The 821-nt window shown below is 67.4% G+C and carries 1 pseudogene; it reads left to right on the forward strand.

Annotated elements, in window-relative coordinates:
- Positions 1-821 (forward strand): annotated as a pseudogene (locus AQY21_RS06255) (pyruvate carboxylase); the annotation flags it as partial.

The following is an 821-nucleotide window of genomic DNA, read 5'->3' on the forward strand; positions in this document are numbered from 1 at the left end:
CGAGGAGGTCACCGGCATCGACATCGTGCAGTCCCAGATCCTGATCGCCGAGGGCGCGACGCTGGCCGAGGCCACCGGCGTCGCCTCTCAGGCGGAGGTGCATCTGAACGGCCATGCCCTGCAATGCCGGGTCACGACCGAGGATCCGCTGAACAACTTCATCCCGGATTACGGCCGCATCACCGCCTATCGCTCGGCCACCGGCAACGGCATCCGGCTCGACGGCGGCACCGCTTATTCCGGCGGCGTCATCACCCGCTATTACGATTCTCTGCTGGTCAAGGTCACGGCCCATGCCCAGACGCCCGAGAAGGCCATCGCGCGGATGGACCGGGCCTTGCGCGAGTTCCGGGTGCGCGGCGTGGCGACGAATATCGAATTCGTCATCAACCTCTTGAAGCACCCGACCTTCCTCGACGACACCTATACCACCAAGTTCATCGACACCACGCCGGACCTGTTCGCGTTCCGCAAGCGCCGCGACCGGGCGACGAAGCTCTTGGTCTATATCGCCGACATCACCGTGAACGGCCATCCCGAGACCGCCGGCCGGCCTCTGCCGCCGGCCGAGGCGCGCATCCCGGTGCCGCCCGCAGCCAAGGCCGAGCCGGCGCCGGGCACAAGGCAGCTGCTGGAGGAACAGGGGGCGAAAGCCGTCGCCGACTGGATGCTGGCTCAGAAGCGGCTGCTGATCACCGACACCTCGATGCGCGACGGCCACCAGTCGCTGCTCGCCACGCGGATGCGCTCGATCGACATGATCCGGGTCGCGCCGGCCTATGCCGCGAACCTGCCCGGGCTGTTCTCGGTCGAATGCTGGG

It is taken from the genome of Paracoccus sp. MKU1, from assembly GCF_001447385.1.
GTDB lineage: Bacteria > Pseudomonadota > Alphaproteobacteria > Rhodobacterales > Rhodobacteraceae > Paracoccus.